The following is a 16,409-nucleotide window of genomic DNA, read 5'->3' as shown; positions in this document are numbered from 1 at the left end:
ATACCGAATGACCTTTCCCCTCATAAACAAAAGGGCATCATTTCTGCTTGCAGAAATGATGCCCTTTTTATCAGCCCACATCGAATCATTTTTTTCTAAACTTCGATTAAAGCGGTTACCTGTTTTTTTAACCATTCTTTTTTTGCCACTGCCTCATCGCCGGTTTTTCCGGTTACCGAGAAGTAAACTTTAAGCTTTGGTTCTGTCCCCGAGGGGCGCAAGGCAAACCAGGAGTAATCATCAAAAACAAATTTCAGCACATTCGATCGAGGCAGATCAATTTCAGCTTTTTCCCCTGAAACCACATCATTGCTCACTCCCGCTTGATAATCATTAAAGGCGATCAGCTTGGCATCTGCAAAACCGGGGAAACTGACCTTTCGGAACTTTTCCATGATTTCGGTGATTTTCATTTTTCCCTCAATCCCCTCAAGCGTCAAGGCGACCACATCTTCAATGAAATAACCATGTTTCTCATATAAAGCGTTCAGAGCTTCGTAAAGCGTCTTCCCCTGTTTCTTATAATAAGCCGTCATCTCACAAATGAGAGCCGATGCTACCACGGCGTCCTTATCCCGGGCATAGTTTCCCGCCAGATAGCCATAACTCTCTTCATATCCAAAGGCAAAGGTATAGTCGCCGGTTTTCTCAAAATCGGTCATGCATTCGCCAATATATTTAAAGCCGGTCAGCACATCAAGCACTGCCGCGCCATGCGATTTTGCCACAATCCCGCCCAGTTCACTGGTAACAATTGTTTTAATGACAACCTTATTCTCAGGCAGACTTTTTCGTGTTTTCAGGTAATAATCGACCAGTAAAGCACCGGTTTGATTGCCGGTGAGAATCTCAAACGCGCCTTGGGGATTCCGGCCAACCACTCCCACCCGATCGCCATCGGGATCGGTTCCAATAATGATATCCGCATTTTTTTCTTCGGCCAGTGCTATTGCCAACGAAAATACCGCCGGATCTTCGGGATTTGGGTAAGGAGCAGTAGTAAAGTCACCATCCGGCAACTCCTGTTCAGGAACAACAAATACCTGCTGATAACCCAACGCTGTTAATACCCGACGAACTGGGGTGTTCCCGGCTCCATGAAGCGGCGTATAGACCACCTTTAGTTCACTGTCTGGGCTAGGGTAACAAATGGCAGCAACGGCATCTGTAAAGGCATTGTCCATTTTTTCGCCCACCATCATGATAATTTTTTGATTGAGGCCATCCGCCAAAGACATTATCGGAATATCAAAAACATCCTGAATTTTCCCAATTTCTGCGATTAAAGCATCTGCTGAAGCCGTTACCATCTGCCCACCGTCCGGCCCATAAACCTTATAGCCGTTGTATTCTTTGGGATTATGGGATGCAGTAATAACAATACCACCGGCGGCTTTTAATTCCCGCACTGCAAAAGACAGTTCCGGAGTCGGCCGTAACTCTTCAAAAAGATAGGCCACAACGCCCATTTTCCCCAGTACTCCTGCTGCTGTCTCGGCAAATTTTCGGGAGTTATGCCGCGAGTCGTAGGCAATGACCACACCCTTTTCCCAATTCTGAATGTCCTGACGGAGCAGATATTTCCCTAATCCATAGGTTACCTTTGCGACGGTATAAATATTCATCCGATTATTGCCGGCGCCCATTTTCCCCCGCATTCCGCCGGTTCCAAATTCCAAATCGGTGTAAAAGCGATCTTCAATTTCTTTTTCATCGGTAATGGCTTCCAGCTCCGACCGGAGTTCACAATCCAGTTCCGGCTGGTCTAGCCAGTTTTTATATGCTCTTTTATAATCCATTAGTTTCCCTTTCTCCAATCCTTTTGGGGTGATCACACATAATCGAACCCGCTCCCTAACGATTAGCCTTGGCTGTTTATTTCGTGTTTAACAGGCTTTCTAAGTACATTTTAAAGTCACTCCCCAGCTTGTCATCCCGCAAACCATACTCAACGGTAGCCTGTAGAAAGCCAAGCTTGTCGCCCACATCGTAACGTTTACCAATAAAATCATAGGCAAACATTTTTTCGATGGTTGCCAGGGTTTTGAGCCCGTCAGTGAGTTGAATTTCCCCTCCGGCGCCCTTACCGGTGTGCTCCAGCACCTCAAATATTCCCGGGGTGATGATGTACCGCCCTAAAATTGCCATGGTCGATGGCGCTGTACCGATGGCCGGTTTTTCAATCAGATCATTGACCTGATAGACCCGATTCCCAACAGCATCTCCGGAAACGATGCCATATTTATTGACCTGGTCCAAAGCGACCTGTTGTACTCCGATGACTGACGCCCCATAAGTATTATAGATGTCAACCATTTGTTTGAGTGCCGGGTTTTTATCATTATAAACAATATCATCCCCCAGTACCACTGCAAAAGGTTCGTCTCCCACAAATTCTTTGGCGCAAAGCACCGCATGTCCCAAACCTTTGGCTTCTTTTTGACGCACTGAAAAGATTTTTGCCATGTTCGTAATCGCTTCGACTTGCTCTAGCGCTGCGGTTTTCCCCCCAGCTTTTAACAACGCTTCCAGTTCTGGCACCTGATCAAAATGGTTGATGATGCTTTCTTTATTCCGTCCATTGATAATCAATATTTCTTCAATGCCCGATGCAACAATTTCTTCAATAATATATTGGATCGTGGGTTTATCCACAATCGGTAGCATTTCTTTGGGTATCGACTTGGTGATCGGTAAAAACCGGGTGCCCAGTCCTGCTGCCGGAATAACCGCTTTACGCACTTTTTTCATCTTATTTTATCTCCTTTTCTGGAATCCCCAGACCTGAATAGACAAAGCCTTTTGGTGGATCTTCACCAAACAGATTTCTGAAGTCAAAGAAAAAGCGATCCTTCATGACGCTCAAAACCCGCTCATGATCCATTCCTTTAAATTCCCGCCAGCTGGTGATGAGTACCAGGGCATCAGCTTTCTCGGCGGCATCATAGACATCATGACAGTAGGTAATTTCATCCTTTTCGTTGTGTAATCGCCACTTGGCTTCCTGGCTTCCTTCGGGACAGTAAATTCTTATTTTAGCGCCACCAGTAACCAGGCCCTTAATGATATTAATCGACGGCGCTTCCCGCATGTCGGTGGTTTCCGGTTTGTAAGAAAGACCTAAAACGCCAATTGTTTTTCCTTCCAGGTTACCCAAAACCCGTTTGATTTTCTCCACCATTTTGTTCTTTTGTTTTTCATTGGCGAGAATTGCACCCTTGAGCACCATGAAGTCCTCGCCATAGGCTCTGGCAATTTCAACGAGAGCCTTCGAATCTTTGGGTAAGTCACTGCCACCATAGCCGGGACCCGCTTCTAAAAAGCCTGGCCCAATCCGCTCGTCCCGACCCATACCATTGGAAACGTCAATGATATTGGCATTGGCATTCTCGCAAAGTAAAGCCAACTCATTGATAAAGGAAAGTTTCGTCGCCAGAAAGGCATTCACCCCGTATTTAATCATTTCCGCACTTTGGGGATCGGTAATTACATAATTTTCTTCTCTGACGTGAAGGGTATCATATAGCCTTTTTAAGCGTTCTACCGCCTCCAGAGAATCCGATCCGATCACAACCATATCCGGCACCAGACAATCCTTGATCATGGAACCCTTTCGGGCAAAATCCGGATTACTGATGACATCAAAGGGAATCTCAACCTCTCGGTCGTCCAGGGCTTTTTTAATGGTTTGTTGTATGATCTGACAGGTGCCGGGGGGAACAGTTGACTTAATCACCACTGTTACATAGGACTCCATATGACTACCGATGCTTTGGGCTATCGGTTTCATAAACCGGAGATCGGGAAAATCATGATCGTCCGTCGGCACTTCGCAGGTAATAAAAATGATTTCGCTTTTTTTGATGGCGTTTCGAATATTTGAACTAAAACACAATCGGCCAGTCGATACTGAAGTCGAAACCAACGCCTTTAACCCTGGCTCATAAACAGGCAATTCGCCTTCATTAAGCATATCGATTGTTTCTTCATCTGTGTCAATGCAGCTAATATTGACGTCCGAATCTGATAAAACAGAACCATAGGTAATTCCCAGAATGCCCAGTCCGATAATACAAATATTCATTCCTTATCCTCCGTTTACGATGGTTTTTTTATTGATGATACTCTTTATTTGATTTTTTGCTTCATCGATTGACAAATAAAATTCCTTATTTTTCAACTTAAATTATAGCACAGAACAAGGGTCTTTAAAACTAGCAACCCGATAAAAGCACAAAAAGAAAGCCGGGATTCGTCTAGAATCTCGGCTTTCTTTTTGTTATAATTCTTTTTTTGTATTAATACGCGCAATTGCTCTTTTCAAGGCGACTTGAGCTCGGGCGGTATCGTATTTCTCATCTTGAATACGCTTAAGTGCCCGTTCTTTTGCTTCTTCTGCCCGTTTAAGATCAATTTCTTCCGGCCATTCAGCCGCATCGGTTAAAATAATCGTCTCTCTGGGATTAATGGTGGCAACGCCTCCTAAAAGGGTGCCGCATTTTTTCTTCTTATCCGCAAAAATAATATTAAAGGTACCAATAGCCACGGTGGTAGTCAGCGGTGTATGCTCTGCCAGCACAGCCAATTCACCTTCTGATCCCCGGATGACAATACGCTCAATATCATCGTCAAAAAAAATCCCAGTCGGAGCAATGATTTTTAATCTGAACGTTTCAGCCATTAAAACTCACCTCAACTAACCTTTAATTTTTTTTGCTTTTACAATTGCATCTTCAATGGTTCCCACCAATAAGAAGGCATTCTCTGGTAAATCATCATGTTTTCCTTCAAGGATTTCTTTGAAGCCCTTAATGGTTTCACCAATTGTTACATATACACCCGATGTACCGGTAAATTGTTCTGCAACATGAAACGGCTGAGAAAGGAAACGTTCAATTTTACGGGCCCGGGTTACTGTCACTTTATCGGCGTCAGACAATTCGTCCATCCCCAAAATGGCAATAATATCCTGTAACTCTTTATACCGTTGTAAAATTTCCTGAACTTCACGGGCTGTTTCGTAGTGTTCCTGACCTACTATTTTGGGATCAAGAATACGCGACGTCGAATCCAGTGGATCCACCGCGGGATAAATACCTTTTTCTGTAATCGCCCGGTTAAGTACCGTGGTGGCATCCAGATGGGCAAAGGTCGTCGCAGGCGCAGGGTCCGTTAAGTCATCGGCAGGTACATAAACAGCCTGAACCGATGTAATTGATCCCTTGCTGGTGGATGTAATCCGTTCCTGCAACGCACCCATTTCGGTCGCCAGGGTCGGTTGGTAACCAACCGCACTCGGCATCCGGCCAAGCAGTGCCGACACTTCAGAACCCGCCTGGGTAAATCTAAAAATATTATCGATGAACAGCAGAACGTCCTGACCTTCATCGTCCCGGAAATATTCAGCCATGGTCAGACCGGCCAGAGCAATACGCATTCTGGCTCCTGGCGGTTCATTCATCTGACCAAAACAAAGGGATGTTTTATCGATAACCCCAGACTCCATCATTTCGTAGTAAAGGTCATTTCCTTCACGGGTACGTTCACCAACACCAGCAAAAACAGATAAACCACCATGCTGGGTTGCAATATTATTAATTAATTCCTGAATTAGTACAGTCTTACCAACACCGGCACCACCGAAGAGACCAATTTTACCTCCGCGAACGTAAGGACAGATCAAGTCAACAACCTTGATTCCGGTTTCAAACATTTCTGGTTGTGTTTGTTGTTCTTCAAAACTTGGTGGATGACGATGGATTGGGTGCATGGTCACACCGGTTGTATCAAAGGGTTTCCCATCAATGGGTTCACCCAAAACGTTAAACATTCTGCCAAGGGTTGCTTTCCCTACTGGCACTTGAATCGCTGCTCCGGTATCCACAGCTTCCTGGTTCCTAACCAGACCATCTGTCGAGTCCATCGCAATACATCTGACAATATCATCCCCAAGTTGTTGAGCTACCTCAACTACCAGGGTATGTCCATTGAGTTCAATATTTACAGCATTGTTCAATTTTGGCAGTTTGTCTTTTTGAAATTTGATATCGACAACTGGACCAATAACCTGAACAACCTTCCCTATATTTTGGGCCATTCCCTATAACCTCCTTGTGCAAATTAATTTGCACTCATAATTTTCTGTCCCGGCAGGAATTGTGATCCTGCTTTATGCATTTTTATCTCAGTGCTTCCGCTCCGCCGACAATTTCAGAAATTTCCTGAGTAATCGCCGCCTGACGGACACGGTTGTATTTAAGTGTTAAACCATCAATCATCTCATTAGCATTAGTCGTCGCCGATTCCATCGCGGTTCGACGGGCCCCTTGTTCACTGGCAGCACTTTCAATCATTGAACCATAAACCGTACTACTGACAAAATTGGGAATCAAAAGACCGAGCAGTTCTTCCGGTTCCGGTTCATAAGCCATAATCGTCAATTCTGAATCGATCACGGCCACTTCTCCGGCTATGTCTTTTTTTTCTGGTTTTAAGTCTTCAGCACTAATCGGAAGCAGTTTCATCAACTGTGCATGCTGAGCTATTGTTGAAACAAATTTAGTATAGGCTATATATACTTCATCATAATCGCCATTTTTAAAACCTTCCATTACAACCCCTGTGATTTCTTTTGCATTAAAAAACGTGGGTCGTTCGGAAATTCCAAGATATTCACCCTGGATGTCATAATAACGGTTTCTGAAATGATCGCGGCCACGGGAACCCACCGTATAAATAACAGCATCTTCTTTATTGGCAACATGATCTTCAACCAATTTGGCAACATTCACATTGTAGCCGCCGGCTAATCCTTTATCCCCAGTTATGACGATATAGGCAACTTTTTTGACTTCACGCTGCTTCATGTAGATATTTCGTGTATTTCCGCTTTTCTCGACAATGCGTCCCATACTTTCAATCATGGCCTCAAAATAAGGGCGACGGCCTTCGGCAAGCTCACGACTTTTTCGCAACTTTGCTGAAGCCACCAATTCCATGGCATGGGTGATTTGCTTGGTACTGTTTACACTTTTTATCCGACGTTTAATATCTTGTACATTTTCTGCCACTCGAAATCACCTCCGCTGACAATCTATACAGATTTACTGAAAACTTTTTTATAAGCCTCAATACATTCTCCAAAAGCTGCGACAACCTCATCTGAAAGGCCGTCCTTCCCTTTAACCTTGATCATAATTTCAGGGTAATTCTTTTGAGCATATTTCATTAGACCTTTTTCAAATTCACGGATATTTTTTACTTCAACGTCGAGCAGGAAGCCGTTCGTTGCCGCAAAAAGAATCAATACCTGTTCTTCAACTTTCATCGGGTCATATTGATCCTGTTTCAGGATTTCAACGATCCGTTCGCCTTTAGCCAACTGGGCTTTGGTCGCATCGTCAAGATCTGATCCAAACTGGGCAAAAGATGCCAACTCCCGATACTGAGCATACTCAATACGAAGCGGTCCGGCAACCTTTTTCATGGCTTTAATCTGCGCGGATCCCCCAACTCGGGATACCGAGATACCAGGGTTAACTGCTGGACGTATACCAGAACGGAAAAGTTCACCTTCAAGGAAGATCTGACCATCTGTAATCGAGATTACATTTGTTGGGATATAGGCCGAAACGTCACCTGCCTGGGTTTCAATGATTGGCAGCGCAGTAATGGATCCACCTGCTTTAAGCTTAGCCGCACGTTCAAGAAGTCGTGAATGCAAATAGAAAACATCCCCTGGATAAGCTTCACGACCTGGCGGACGACGAAGGATCAAGGACATGGCTCGATAAGCCACCGCATGTTTTGATAAATCATCATAAATAATCAGCACATCTTTTTGTTGTTCATTCATGAAATATTCAGCCATGGTAACTCCAGCGTATGGTGCTAAATATTGCAGTGGTGCCAATTGGGCAGCCCCAGCTGAAAGAATAATGGTATAGTCCATAGCATTATTTTCTTCCAATTGTCCAACGATCTGGGCAACGGTTGATTCTTTTTGGCCAATGGCGACATAAATACAGATAACATCTTCACCTTTTTGGTTAATGATGGTATCAATCGCTAATGCTGTTTTCCCGGTTTGTCTGTCACCAATGATCAACTCACGTTGTCCACGTCCGATGGGGATCATCGAATCAATCGCTTTATACCCGGTTTGAATCGGCTGATTAACTGATTCACGTTCAATAACACCCGGTGCTTTAACTTCAACGGGACGACGGAAATCTGTGTTAATCGGGCCTTTCCCATCAATTGGAAAACCCAACGCATTAACAACTCGGCCAATCATGGCGTCGCCGACTGGTACTTCCACAATACGACCGGTACACCGAACGATATCACCTTCAACGATGTCATCATCATAACCAAGAAGAACACAACCAACATTGTCTTCTTCAAGATTGAGTACCATCCCGTAAACCTCGTTAGGGAAAGCTAAAAGCTCGCCTGCCATAGCATTTTCAAGACCATGAACACGGGCAACCCCGTCTCCAACTTGAATGACCGTACCGACATCGACGACTTCAAGCTTATCTTCATAACGCTCAATTTCATTTTTAATAATTTGACTTATTTCCTCTGGTCGGAGATTCAACTTTACTCACCTCTTTTTATTGTAGTCTTAAACTATTCATTTGTGTTTTCATTTGATCTAACTGATTTCTGATACTCCCGTCAATAACCTGGCCCCCAACATAAACCACAGCGCCGCCTAAAATTGATGCATCAATGACATTTTCTAGAATCACTTTTTTACTAAAGCGCTTTGCCAGATTTTCTTCTAGCGCAATCCGAAGGGCTTCGTCCAGGGGTACAACAGTCAATACCCGGGCTTCAACTAAACCTCTATGCTCGTTACACTGAGCTTTAAAGTCATCATAAATTTCAAAAATATTTTCAAATCGACCTTTGTCCACAAGAATCTTCAAGTAATTCTTAACATACTGACTAGAAACAGTTTCGAACACGCGCAGTAAAATCCCTTTTTTTTCATCGCTATTCAATGATGGTGTTAAGATGAGATTCAGCAGATTCTTTTCTGATCGAACCAAATCAACAACACCGGTAAAATCTGCAAGTATTTCTTCAATCTGATTGTGCTCATCAGCCACCAGAAATAGAGCATGGGCATATTTTCTTGCAACTAAACTCATTTAGCTTCCCCTACCTTATCGATAAAGTCCAAAATCATTTTTTCGTGTTGTTTTTGATCCATGGATTCGTGAATTATTTTTTCCGCCGCAAAGAGCGAAAGGTCGACAATGTTAGATTTTACTTCGTTCATTGCCTTGCGTTTTTCGAGTTCAATTTCCTGCATCGCTTTTTCGATGACTAATTTCGCATCCTCATGCGCTTTTTCGATGATCTCGTGTTTTTGAGCCTGCGCTTCCACATTTGCATCCCGGATAATTTCCCGCTCTTTCAAACGGATATCAGCCAGTAAACCTTCATATTCCAGCTTCAGCTTTGCAGCTTCAGCATTTTTTTCACTCGCTCCTGCGATTTCAGCAGAAATATCATCTTGTCTTTTGGCAAGAATATCTTTAACTTTTTCATAAAAGAAATGTTTCAAGATTAAAAAGAAAATAATAAAGTTTACGACCGTTGCCAATAAACCCATTAAGTCTATTCCAACTAAGCCAGCGTATTCAATCATAATGTTATATCCCCCTTTCTAAATTCATCTGCTTTGAAGTATTTCATTACAAAATCACCTATCTAAATAAAGGGATTAGCAAAGAGTAAGATCAGTGCCACGATCAAACCGTAGATCCCTGTTGTTTCAGCGACTGCTGCCCCTAAAAGCATGGTTCTAACGATATCACTTTGTGCTTCTGGCTGACGGCCAACTGCTTCGGCGCCTTTACCGGCTGCAAATCCCTGACCAATCCCAGGTCCTACCCCGGCGATCATTGCGATACCAGCTCCAACAGCTGAAAATGCTTTAATTAAATCGATACCTTCCATTTGTATACGTTCCTCCTTTTATCAATTGATAATTTTATTTTTTTTGTGTGTATTAAATAAATGGGTTTGCAAATAATAAGATTAACGCCACAATCAACCCATAAATACCGGTAGTCTCAGCGACCGCTGCTCCTAAAAGCATGGTTCTGACAATGTCACTTTGAGCTTCCGGCTGACGGCCAACGGCTTCAGCACCTTTACCGGCTGCAAATCCCTGACCAATCCCAGGTCCTACCCCGGCGATCATGGCGATGCCAGCTCCAACAGCCGAAAACGCTTTAATTAAATCGATACCTTCCATAATTATGTTTTCCTCCTTTTAAGTTAACACACAAAACCGATCTTCTATAAGAACGGATTTGCATACATTAAAATTAACGCCACAATCAATGCGTAAATACCAGTTGTTTGAGCAACCGCCTGTCCTAACAGCATAACCCTTAGAATCGAACTCTTCATTTCCGGTCGATTTCCAACCGCTTCGGCACCTTTTCCCGCTGCAAAACCTTGACCGGTTCCCGGTCCAATCCCTGCGACCATCGCAATTCCGCTGGCCATGGCTGAAGCAGCCAAAACCCACATACTGCCGGTAGCATTAATAAATGGATTTGCAAATAACAAAATCAATGCGATTACTAATGAAAAAATACCGGATGTTTCTGCAACCGCTGATCCTAAAAGCATGATCATTGTGATATCGTTGGACTTAGTCGGATTTTTCCCAACCGCTTCGGCACCTTTTCCCGCTGCAAACCCTTGCCCGATCCCTGGACCAACTCCAGCAACCATGGCAATGCCGATACCAAGCGCGGAGAAGCTTTTAATAACATCGATAGGTTCAAACTGACTCAAAAACTGTATTACGAACTCTACGATATTCATATCACCAATCATAATTATCCCCCTCCTTTCTCATCAATCCATCGCCATTGAAATAAATACCATGGTTAACATTGTAAAGATAAAACTTTGCAATAATCCAGAGAAAATATCAAAATAAAAATGGAACGGAATCGGAATCACTGCTGCGAAAAACATAAATCCCGTTAATGCCGTGTAAAGCAACGACATGATGATTAAACCACCTAACATGTTTCCGAAAAGACGGAACGATAATGAAACCGGGTTTGCCAATTCTCCGATGATATTAATCGGTAGTAAGAATGGCATTGGCTCAAGGTATCCCTTGAGGTACCCACCCAGGCCTTTTGATTTTAGACCAAAGAACTGGGTCATAAAAAATGTCATCAAAGCCAGGCCAACGGTACAGTTTAAATCGGCTGTCGGAGATCTCAGACCATAGATTCCAGACGTGTTCGAAAACGCGAGAAACATGATTAGCGCCAGCATGTATGGTGCAAATCCCATTTTATCTTTTCCCATCGTTTGTCCGACCAAATTGTCCATAGCCGTGACAATGGTTTCAGCAATGACTTGGGCTTTACCTGGACGTTTTTGCATATTTTTTGTTAAAATAGCACATACCACCAGAATCATCGCCATGATTATCCAGGTGTTCACAAGCGTCTGCGTAATTGGGAGTCCAAAGAGCTCCCCGTAAATTTTTGGGCCTTCCATTGTTTTTTCACCTCATTGTCCAGGCGCTTTAGTTTGTTAAACCGCCTATTGTGTTTTTGGATTTTTTACGCCTTATTAATCAAGACGTTTTTTTTTGATGCTTTTGATACTGTTGTATTGATTAAAACTGAAATCTTCACGGCAACTAAACCAAGGATCACACCGACGATGTTTACCCAGGGATTAATAATTGCCACATATATAACAACACCGGTTAATAGGTATCTCAAAAAATATCTGGTCTGAACATATTTTTGAGCCCTCGCCGATGGCATTTTCATTGCCTTGTCAAAAGTTAATTGCATTAATCTGAAATTGAGGATGCTGTAAGCGCCCCCAAAGAGAACCCCTAACACAAAGAAAAGTGGCTCTTTCGCCAAAAAACCAAATAGCATTAATCCCAGGCAGACGAATCCGCCATCAACCATTATTTTTGTTTCTAAAGATAGGTTCTTAAAAATCTTTATCGTTTTCATCATTTTCCCTTTTTACCTGATCCCGGTATTCTTGAGCACGTTTTTTATCCTGTTCTTTTTCTTCCTCTGTTTTGTTCTCGGCGTCTCTTTTTAGCGCCTTTTCACTCATTCGCAGGGGAATCACATACAAGTTTCTCAGACCGGCTAGAACACCCACCACCGCTAAAATAATTACCAGCAGATTGCCCGTATGAAAATAGAAATCAAGAACCTTGCCAATCACAATCATCATCCCCACCGGGACAAGCACTGAGATCCCAATCTGAGAAATCATGGCCAGGTATTTATAAGGCTTTTCCTTTCCTCTTTTCATCACCACTCCAATATATAAGTATTTTTTTGTCGTGAATCTGTCTTTTTTAGTGAATTAGTTTGTTAATAAATCTACAATTCCATTAAAAAGACTAATATTTATCTTTTTTCGTGAAATCTTTTACATATAGTATCACAATTTGATAGACGTGTATATACAGCAATCCGCTTTTTTTGTTATTTTGAATATTTTTTTTCGATCGCGGTAATCCCATCAATACGGCGTTGATGACGGCCTCCGGCAAACGCCGTTTCCAACCAGATCTTAACGATCCGCATGGCCAGGCCCTCTCCTAAAACCCGGGCGCCCAACACCAATACATTAGCATTATTGTGTTCTCTTGACATTTCTGCCATAAACTCATTGGTACATAATGCTGCCCGTATTCCCGGCACCTTGTTAACCGCCATGGAAATACCTAAGCCGGTTCCACAGATCGCGATTCCCCGTTCACAGTCACCAAAGCTGACCGCTTCGCCAACTCGTTCCCCATAAATGGGATAGTCACATGAATCAACGGTATCCGTTCCAAAATCGACGACCTCATGACCCTGCTCAATTAAAAACGGTTTAATGGTTTCTTTTAAACCCAAGCCGCCATGATCCGAACCTATTGCAATTTTCATAATACTTCCTTCCTGTTATATAAAGGTATAGCCAGCCGCTTTATACAGCCGATTAATTAAGGCCAATGTTTCATTATCCAGCGGAATATCCTCCGCATAGATCTTTTCAACCCCAAGCTCATCAAAGGTCCGGAGCCGGGAAAAAAGATTTTTTGACATCTCCCTGGGATCATTTCGGCTTCCCAGCGAAATAATCAGGCCCTCCCGATAACACCCCATCGTTTCATCGCTGGCCAATACCCCAATCGTCATGGGATTTCCCTTGTAGTGAGAAAGTGCTCTGGTGATTTTCTCGCAAATCTCTTCTGACGTTCCCTTAACAACGACCAGATCCCCCTTGGGCGAATAGTGGGTGTATTTCATCCCGGGTGACGCAATCTTTTCCGGCACTACATTTTGGGTCACATTGGTGGAAACTGCGACCTGGCCTAAAACCTCTCGGAGTTCTGCCAGGGTAACATCCCCGGGCCTTAGTACCATCGGCGGTTCGACGGTCATATCGATAACCGTCGATTCCAAACCCAGTTCGGTATCGGACGATAAAATAATACCGTCAACCCGCCCATCCAGGTCCTCAAGCACATGTTTTCCCTGCGTCGGACTGGGGCGGCCGGATCGATTGGCGCTGGGGGCGGCAATCGGGCAACCAGCCATTTTGATAAATGCCTGGGCAATGGGGTGATCCGGAAATCTTACCCCAACCGTATTTAAGCCTCCCGTCACCACAGCGGGAATTGTAACTGCCTTTTCCATGACGATGGTTAGTGGACCGGGCCAAAAAGCCTTCATCAATCGTTCCGCCTTTTCAGGAATCGCGGCAACCAACGGCCCCACTGCATCCAGACTGGCGATGTGAACAATCAGCGGATTATCGTCCGGCCGGCCCTTGGCTTCAAATATTTTTTTGATGGCCAGGGGATTGAAGGCATCTCCCCCCAATCCGTAAACCGTTTCCGTCGGAAAAACAACTGTTCCGCCAGCCTTAATAAAAGCGGCGGCTGTTTCTAAATCACTTAACGCCGCATCGTTAATGTTTTCGATCGTTATTATTTTGCTTTTCATGATTTGTTCCTATTATTCTTAATCCGTTTTAACACCGGTTTTTCATTCGGCGTCACTCAACAATTGTTGTTTTAAGGTCCAAAGATTTTGGGATAAATCGACATGATAACCGTGGGGATTCACCATCCGCTTAAATGCCGGCCACAAACTTTCCTTTTCATCTTTTAAGTGCTGCCCAATTTCTGAGATCGTCGGGGATTGATACACACATCTTCCATCAATAAATACCGGCACCAACAATTCCCGAATATAATAGTCGGTTATCATTCGTTTTTTCCAGGTATGAACCGGATGAAAAATAGTCAATGGTTCCGCTTCATTAATGGTTTCATCCGCCAGCGTAATTAAATCCGCCAGGGCCATCCCGTTACTTTTTCCATAAATACGGAAAACTTTCTTGTATCCGGGGTTGGTGATCTTTTCCGGATCATTAGAAACTTTTAACTTTGCTTTGCCGGAAATCACCGCCAGTTTATAAACGCCACCCAAAGCAGGGCAATCATAGGCGGTAATCAACTTAGTGCCGACACCCCAGGAATTAATTTTTGCGCCCTGACTTTTTAAATCTTTGATCAGATGTTCATCCAGATCTGATGATGCCACAATTCCGGCATCTCTAAGGCCCGCATCATCCAGCATTTTTCTGGCTTCAATGCTAAAATAAGCCAAATCGCCGGAATCAATTCGAATCCCATATCGTCCGGTAATCCCGCCCGTAGCCAGCGCTTTTTTAAACACCTTAATGGCATTGGGGACACCTTTTTCCAGAGTATTATAGGTATCGACTAAAAGGATGGCATTGTCTGGATTGTACTTAACATATTTCTCAAAGGCTTCCAGTTCGGTATCATAGCTTAAAATAAAACTATGACTCATGGTTCCCATTGCCGGGCGATTAAGCATTGCTTCAGTTTCCACCACACTGGTTCCGGTACAGCCACCGATGACAGCGGCTCGAGCGCCATAATAACCAGCTTCTGTTCCGTGGGCCCGGCGCAAACCAAACTCCATGACGACATCCCCACGGGCTTCTTCTATAATCCGGGATGCCTTGGTGGCGATGAGGGTTTGATGATTGATAATACTGAGAATCGTGGTTTCCACAATCTGGGCCTGAATCAGCGGCGCCTTGACCCGAATAATCGGTTCCATCGGAAATACAATACTACCTTCCGGAATGGCAAATATTTCTCCTTCGAATTTAAAATTCTCCAGATAGGTTAAAAAAATGGGTGAAAATTCAGGATGATTCTTTTTTAGTAATACCGTATCTTCCCGTGTAAACCGGATCCCATTGATATACTCAACAACCTGTTCCAACCCGGCAACAACTGTATAACCACCCTGAAACGGGTTATTTCTAATAAAAACATCAAAAACGGCTTCTTCATTTTCCTTACCATCTTGAACGTATACATTTCCCATGGTAAATTGGTATAAATCCGTTGCAAGCTGAAGCTTTCGGTCAAATTGCATACTAAATTCTCCTTCTTTTCACATTGCATATTATTCTACCACTTTATTAGAGTAAAATACAAACTTTTTCAATATAAATATTTGCATGTTGTTCCCGATTTTTCCCGTTTTTATCCATTTTTCGACTGAATTCGTTTGCTAATAATCGCCTTGTTAATAAATATACAATCACGATAACAAATTCTTGCTGTGAATTGTGGCAAAAAAAAGAAATGCTCTCGCATTTCATATTTTTTTACGATTAATTTTGCTAATCAACTACAGCTATCGCAATCACCTGAGCAGTCACTGTCATCACAGTCACTTTTTTTGACTTCATCAGAAAACCCGAATAAAACTGTTTGGCCCCGTTTTTCCCGCTCTGCATAAATTTCTAAATCACTCCAGGGAAGTCCCGCCCATTTTGCTAAAGCCAAATCTGTTGGATATTTTCCCAACATCTCAATTTTGCCCGCCACAATCGTAATCGGCAGACAGTCAATGCCTTTCGTGGCAATAGCTTCCTTTACCACAAAGCTATCCATAAATGCCGGCATATCGTCGATGACGTTATATCGCGACACCGAAACACCGCGTTCTCGTAAATCCTTTACCATTCGCTCAATTCGAATCAAATCTGCTTCAATCATCGGGTCGCAAACGCCACTGGCGCAGCCCGCCGGTTCGTATATTTCTACTTTTTTCATTATTGCCTCCTACGATTATTTTTTATTTAAGGTTGATTTACCCGAACCATTCACTCCGAGAAAAACCGCCATATTAAGGATGTTTTTAATTTCAACATCTCGCAATACTTTGTAATTTTTTATTTTTATGGATTCGATTTTCATTTAGTCAGCCTCACTGCGGTCACTTCTCTATTTTATACATCTTTATTATAGCAGATGTACCGGGCTTCATCAA

The 16,409-nt window shown here is 43.3% G+C and carries 20 protein-coding genes; all 20 read right to left on the bottom strand.

What is annotated here, in order from left to right; all coding sequences use genetic code 11:
- Positions 1 to 95 precede the first annotated feature (95 nt).
- The gene (locus tag ACIZ62_RS01270; protein ID WP_414151105.1) at positions 96 to 1,799 is read right to left on the bottom strand and encodes a phospho-sugar mutase; all 1,704 of its coding nucleotides are present in this window, start codon (positions 1,797 to 1,799) and stop codon (positions 96 to 98) included.
- A 76-nt stretch (positions 1,800 to 1,875) separates the two neighbouring features.
- The gene (gene galU, locus ACIZ62_RS01265; protein WP_414151104.1) at positions 1,876 to 2,751 is read right to left on the bottom strand and encodes a UTP--glucose-1-phosphate uridylyltransferase GalU; all 876 of its coding nucleotides are present in this window, start codon (positions 2,749 to 2,751) and stop codon (positions 1,876 to 1,878) included.
- Position 2,752: 1 nt separating this feature from the next.
- Positions 2,753 to 4,084 carry a UDP-glucose dehydrogenase family protein gene (locus ACIZ62_RS01260; protein WP_414151103.1) on the bottom strand — a complete coding sequence of 444 codons (1,332 nt, stop codon included), beginning with the start codon at positions 4,082 to 4,084 and terminating at the stop codon, positions 2,753 to 2,755.
- A gap of 195 nt (positions 4,085 to 4,279) precedes the next feature.
- Positions 4,280 to 4,681 (bottom strand): ATP synthase F1 subunit epsilon, encoded by a 402-nt coding sequence (gene atpC / locus ACIZ62_RS01255; RefSeq protein ID WP_111888345.1) that lies wholly within the window; start codon positions 4,679 to 4,681, stop codon positions 4,280 to 4,282.
- Between the two features lie 15 nt (positions 4,682 to 4,696).
- Positions 4,697 to 6,097 (bottom strand): F0F1 ATP synthase subunit beta, encoded by a 1,401-nt coding sequence (atpD, locus tag ACIZ62_RS01250; RefSeq protein WP_111888346.1) that lies wholly within the window; start codon positions 6,095 to 6,097, stop codon positions 4,697 to 4,699.
- A gap of 82 nt (positions 6,098 to 6,179) precedes the next feature.
- On the bottom strand, positions 6,180 to 7,070 hold the full coding sequence (atpG, locus tag ACIZ62_RS01245; RefSeq protein ID WP_414151102.1) for an ATP synthase F1 subunit gamma: 891 nt from the start codon (positions 7,068 to 7,070) through the stop codon (positions 6,180 to 6,182).
- Between the two features lie 23 nt (positions 7,071 to 7,093).
- On the bottom strand, positions 7,094 to 8,602 hold the full coding sequence (gene atpA, locus ACIZ62_RS01240) for a F0F1 ATP synthase subunit alpha (RefSeq protein ID WP_111888348.1): 1,509 nt from the start codon (positions 8,600 to 8,602) through the stop codon (positions 7,094 to 7,096).
- Positions 8,603 to 8,618: 16 nt separating this feature from the next.
- Positions 8,619 to 9,161 carry a F0F1 ATP synthase subunit delta gene (locus ACIZ62_RS01235; RefSeq protein WP_111888349.1) on the bottom strand — a complete coding sequence of 181 codons (543 nt, stop codon included), beginning with the start codon at positions 9,159 to 9,161 and terminating at the stop codon, positions 8,619 to 8,621.
- Positions 9,158 to 9,664 (bottom strand): F0F1 ATP synthase subunit B, encoded by a 507-nt coding sequence (locus tag ACIZ62_RS01230; RefSeq protein ID WP_414151101.1) that lies wholly within the window; start codon positions 9,662 to 9,664, stop codon positions 9,158 to 9,160. The genes ACIZ62_RS01235 and ACIZ62_RS01230 overlap by 4 nt, the downstream gene beginning before the upstream one ends.
- A 62-nt stretch (positions 9,665 to 9,726) precedes the next feature.
- Entirely contained in the window at positions 9,727 to 9,975 is a 249-nt protein-coding gene (gene atpE, locus ACIZ62_RS01225) for an ATP synthase F0 subunit C (protein WP_111888351.1), read from the bottom strand.
- 52 nt (positions 9,976 to 10,027) lie between these two features.
- Positions 10,028 to 10,276: an ATP synthase F0 subunit C gene (gene atpE, locus ACIZ62_RS01220; protein WP_111888351.1), complete on the bottom strand. Its 249-nt coding sequence runs from the start codon at positions 10,274 to 10,276 to the stop codon at positions 10,028 to 10,030.
- A gap of 44 nt (positions 10,277 to 10,320) precedes the next feature.
- Entirely contained in the window at positions 10,321 to 10,869 is a 549-nt protein-coding gene (gene atpE / locus ACIZ62_RS01215; protein WP_111888352.1) for an ATP synthase F0 subunit C, read from the bottom strand.
- A 21-nt stretch (positions 10,870 to 10,890) separates the two neighbouring features.
- Positions 10,891 to 11,553: a F0F1 ATP synthase subunit A gene (gene atpB, locus ACIZ62_RS01210; protein ID WP_111888353.1), complete on the bottom strand. Its 663-nt coding sequence runs from the start codon at positions 11,551 to 11,553 to the stop codon at positions 10,891 to 10,893.
- A 65-nt stretch (positions 11,554 to 11,618) separates the two neighbouring features.
- Positions 11,619 to 12,029 carry an ATP synthase subunit I gene (locus ACIZ62_RS01205; RefSeq protein WP_322519170.1) on the bottom strand — a complete coding sequence of 137 codons (411 nt, stop codon included), beginning with the start codon at positions 12,027 to 12,029 and terminating at the stop codon, positions 11,619 to 11,621.
- Positions 12,007 to 12,342, bottom strand: a complete 336-nt coding sequence (locus ACIZ62_RS01200) for an AtpZ/AtpI family protein (RefSeq protein ID WP_414151100.1) — start codon at positions 12,340 to 12,342, stop codon at positions 12,007 to 12,009. Before ACIZ62_RS01200 ends, ACIZ62_RS01205 begins: the two co-directional genes overlap by 23 nt.
- A 176-nt stretch (positions 12,343 to 12,518) precedes the next feature.
- Positions 12,519 to 12,968 (bottom strand): ribose 5-phosphate isomerase B, encoded by a 450-nt coding sequence (gene rpiB, locus ACIZ62_RS01195; RefSeq protein ID WP_111888356.1) that lies wholly within the window; start codon positions 12,966 to 12,968, stop codon positions 12,519 to 12,521.
- Between the two features lie 15 nt (positions 12,969 to 12,983).
- Positions 12,984 to 14,030, bottom strand: coding sequence for an L-threonylcarbamoyladenylate synthase (locus ACIZ62_RS01190; RefSeq protein WP_111888357.1), 1,047 nt, complete (start codon positions 14,028 to 14,030; stop codon positions 12,984 to 12,986).
- A gap of 42 nt (positions 14,031 to 14,072) precedes the next feature.
- On the bottom strand, positions 14,073 to 15,506 hold the full coding sequence (locus ACIZ62_RS01185; RefSeq protein ID WP_414151099.1) for a nicotinate phosphoribosyltransferase: 1,434 nt from the start codon (positions 15,504 to 15,506) through the stop codon (positions 14,073 to 14,075).
- Between the two features lie 254 nt (positions 15,507 to 15,760).
- Complete coding sequence (locus ACIZ62_RS01180) at positions 15,761 to 16,192, bottom strand: arsenic metallochaperone ArsD family protein (protein WP_111888359.1); 432 nt, start codon at positions 16,190 to 16,192, stop codon at positions 15,761 to 15,763.
- A gap of 15 nt (positions 16,193 to 16,207) precedes the next feature.
- The gene (locus ACIZ62_RS01175; protein WP_322519173.1) at positions 16,208 to 16,336 is read right to left on the bottom strand and encodes an AAA family ATPase; all 129 of its coding nucleotides are present in this window, start codon (positions 16,334 to 16,336) and stop codon (positions 16,208 to 16,210) included.
- Between the last annotated feature and the right edge of the window lie 73 nt (positions 16,337 to 16,409).

The sequence above is a fragment of the Acetobacterium carbinolicum genome (assembly GCF_047456275.1).
Taxonomy (GTDB): Bacteria; Bacillota; Clostridia; order Eubacteriales; family Eubacteriaceae; genus Acetobacterium; species Acetobacterium carbinolicum.
This window is presented reverse-complemented; position numbering and strand designations above follow the sequence as displayed.

Bases quoted from the DNA above. Each gene is read 5' to 3' on its own strand.
- ACIZ62_RS01200 (WP_414151100.1), bottom strand. From the start codon at position 12,342: ATGAAAAGAGGAAAGGAAAAGCCTTATAAATACCTGGCCATGATTTCT.
- ACIZ62_RS01205 (WP_322519170.1), bottom strand. From the start codon at position 12,029: ATGAAAACGATAAAGATTTTTAAGAACCTATCTTTAGAAACAAAAATA.
- ACIZ62_RS01175 (WP_322519173.1), bottom strand. From the start codon at position 16,336: ATGAAAATCGAATCCATAAAAATAAAAAATTACAAAGTATTGCGAGAT.
- rpiB (WP_111888356.1), bottom strand. From the start codon at position 12,968: ATGAAAATTGCAATAGGTTCGGATCATGGCGGCTTGGGTTTAAAAGAA.
- atpE (WP_111888352.1), bottom strand. From the start codon at position 10,869: ATGATTGGTGATATGAATATCGTAGAGTTCGTAATACAGTTTTTGAGT.
- ACIZ62_RS01260 (WP_414151103.1), bottom strand. From the start codon at position 4,084: ATGAATATTTGTATTATCGGACTGGGCATTCTGGGAATTACCTATGGT.
- ACIZ62_RS01270 (WP_414151105.1), bottom strand. From the start codon at position 1,799: ATGGATTATAAAAGAGCATATAAAAACTGGCTAGACCAGCCGGAACTG.
- ACIZ62_RS01190 (WP_111888357.1), bottom strand. From the start codon at position 14,030: ATGAAAAGCAAAATAATAACGATCGAAAACATTAACGATGCGGCGTTA.
- ACIZ62_RS01235 (WP_111888349.1), bottom strand. From the start codon at position 9,161: ATGAGTTTAGTTGCAAGAAAATATGCCCATGCTCTATTTCTGGTGGCT.
- atpE (WP_111888351.1), bottom strand. From the start codon at position 10,276: ATGGAAGGTATCGATTTAATTAAAGCGTTTTCGGCTGTTGGAGCTGGC.
- atpB (WP_111888353.1), bottom strand. From the start codon at position 11,553: ATGGAAGGCCCAAAAATTTACGGGGAGCTCTTTGGACTCCCAATTACG.
- atpD (WP_111888346.1), bottom strand. From the start codon at position 6,097: ATGGCCCAAAATATAGGGAAGGTTGTTCAGGTTATTGGTCCAGTTGTC.
- ACIZ62_RS01185 (WP_414151099.1), bottom strand. From the start codon at position 15,506: ATGCAATTTGACCGAAAGCTTCAGCTTGCAACGGATTTATACCAATTT.
- galU (WP_414151104.1), bottom strand. From the start codon at position 2,751: ATGAAAAAAGTGCGTAAAGCGGTTATTCCGGCAGCAGGACTGGGCACC.
- atpE (WP_111888351.1), bottom strand. From the start codon at position 9,975: ATGGAAGGTATCGATTTAATTAAAGCATTTTCAGCTGTTGGAGCTGGT.
- atpC (WP_111888345.1), bottom strand. From the start codon at position 4,681: ATGGCTGAAACGTTCAGATTAAAAATCATTGCTCCGACTGGGATTTTT.
- ACIZ62_RS01230 (WP_414151101.1), bottom strand. From the start codon at position 9,664: ATGATTGAATACGCTGGCTTAGTTGGAATAGACTTAATGGGTTTATTG.
- ACIZ62_RS01180 (WP_111888359.1), bottom strand. From the start codon at position 16,192: ATGAAAAAAGTAGAAATATACGAACCGGCGGGCTGCGCCAGTGGCGTT.